At 60.6% G+C, this 1,699-nt stretch carries 2 protein-coding genes; one reads left to right on the top strand and one right to left on the bottom strand.

Annotated elements, in window-relative coordinates:
- Positions 1–205: hypothetical protein (locus VF436_RS21400; RefSeq protein ID WP_330906091.1), on the bottom strand; the 205-nt coding region annotated here is incomplete at its 3' end.
- A 105-nt stretch (positions 206–310) separates the two neighbouring features.
- Here VF436_RS21400 and VF436_RS21395 point away from each other — a divergent pair.
- Positions 311–1,342, top strand: coding sequence for an IS110 family transposase (locus tag VF436_RS21395; RefSeq protein ID WP_330906090.1), 1,032 nt, complete (start codon positions 311–313; stop codon positions 1,340–1,342).
- Positions 1,343–1,699 lie beyond the last annotated feature (357 nt).

The raw sequence follows: 1,699 nt of genomic DNA, 5'->3' as shown, positions 1-1,699 counted from the left end.
CCCCGGGCACATAGAACAGGAGCATAAGGGGTGAAAAGATTACCGGTATCAGTGCCAGATAGATAAGAGTGCTGGAAATTTGACGGACAAAGGCTGGCCAGGGCTTTATAGCAATGGCCGAAAGGATCACTACATAAAACTTAACAGCAATATAAACGATGGCCCCTGACACAATCGACAAAAGCACCGTTTGAAGTATCAGCATTGATGTGCCCAACGAATGAAATGGACTCCCCCGCCCCCGACGGCATCGTATGTGCCAGATTGAATGGTGGAGTACCGATCAATCGAAAGAGGAGGAGAGTCCGTCATGAATGTTACTACCGTGGGAATTGACCTGGCCAAGAACGTATTCAGTGTGCATGGCGTGGATGCCCATGGCAAGGTCGTGCTGAAGAAGACCGTATCACGCAGCAAACTGCTCGAATGCTTCGCCAACCTGCCGTCCTGCATCATCGGCATGGAAGCCTGCAGCGGCGCCCACCATTGGGCGCGGGCCCTGCGCAGCCTGGGGCACGATGCCCGCATTATCGCTCCCCGTTTTGTCATCCCCTACCGCAAGAGCGGCAAGAATGACGGCAACGACGCCGAAGCCATCTGCGAAGCCGTCAGCCGCCCTGCCATGCGCTTCGTTCCCATCAAATCCGTCGAGCAGCAAGCCGGCTTGAGCCTGCACCGTATCCGCGGCGCCGTCGTGGCCGAGCGTACCGCCCAGATCAACCAGCTGCGCGGCTTGCTCGCCGAATTCGGCCTCGTCATGCCCAAAGGGCGTTACCCCGCCCAGCACCACATTCCCGACATCCTCGAAGACGCGGAGAACGGCCTGCCCGGCCTGGCGCGACGGCTGCTGCACGATATCCACCAGCGCATCCTGCAACTCAACCAGCAGATCCTCGCCTACGACCGCGAGATCGAGAACCTCGCGCGCCACAGCGAATCCGCCCGGCGCCTGATGAGCTTGCCCGGCGTGGGTGCGGTCACCGCCACCGCGCTCGTCGCCAGCATCGCCGACCCCAAACAGTTCGACAACGGCCGACAGCTCGCCGCCTGGCTGGGCCTGGTTCCCCGGCAATACAGCACCGGCGGCAAGACCCGGCTGGGGCGCATCACCAAGCAGGGCGACAAATACCTGCGCACCCTGCTCATTCACGGCACCCGCGCCGTACTCGCCGCGCTCAAGGACAAGCAGGACCGCACCAGCTGCTGGCTGCGCGAGCTGGTCGCTCGCCGCGGTTACAAGCGTGCGGCGGTGGCGCTGGCCGCTAAGAACGCCCGCATCGTGTGGGCGATGCTCGTGCGAGGCGAGTCCTACCGAATCACGCCGGCAGGCCAGACCACCTGAGCACATGCAGCAAAAAGATCAACCGAATGCAGACGGAACCGTCTGCAAGGTAAAGGAGCAAGCCCGCCGAATCACTGCACAGGCAATGGATGACGAGAGGTCAGACCGGGGTGCAAAAGTCTGTTTAGCTTAATGGCCGCAAAGGCCGACTAACGAATGAGACCCGCACCCAAGCGCATTTCATCAAGGCCAGGGCAATGCCCGCAAACAGGCCGTATGTAGAGCCGCAGTCTTATACCGAATCAACATCCGGATGCTTTGCATGATAGGGGGAGTCCATGTAGTAGAGCTAACCGGCGGCGCTTTAGCGCCGTCCAGCGACCGAAGGGAGCGAGGTTGAGCGCCAGGTTAGCGACA

Origin of the sequence: Dyella sp. (genome assembly GCF_036384435.1) — a bacterium.
Taxonomy (GTDB): domain Bacteria; phylum Pseudomonadota; class Gammaproteobacteria; order Xanthomonadales; family Rhodanobacteraceae; genus GSA-30.
The sequence above is the reverse complement of the archived record's forward strand: the minus strand, read 5'-3'. Positions and strand labels throughout refer to the sequence as shown.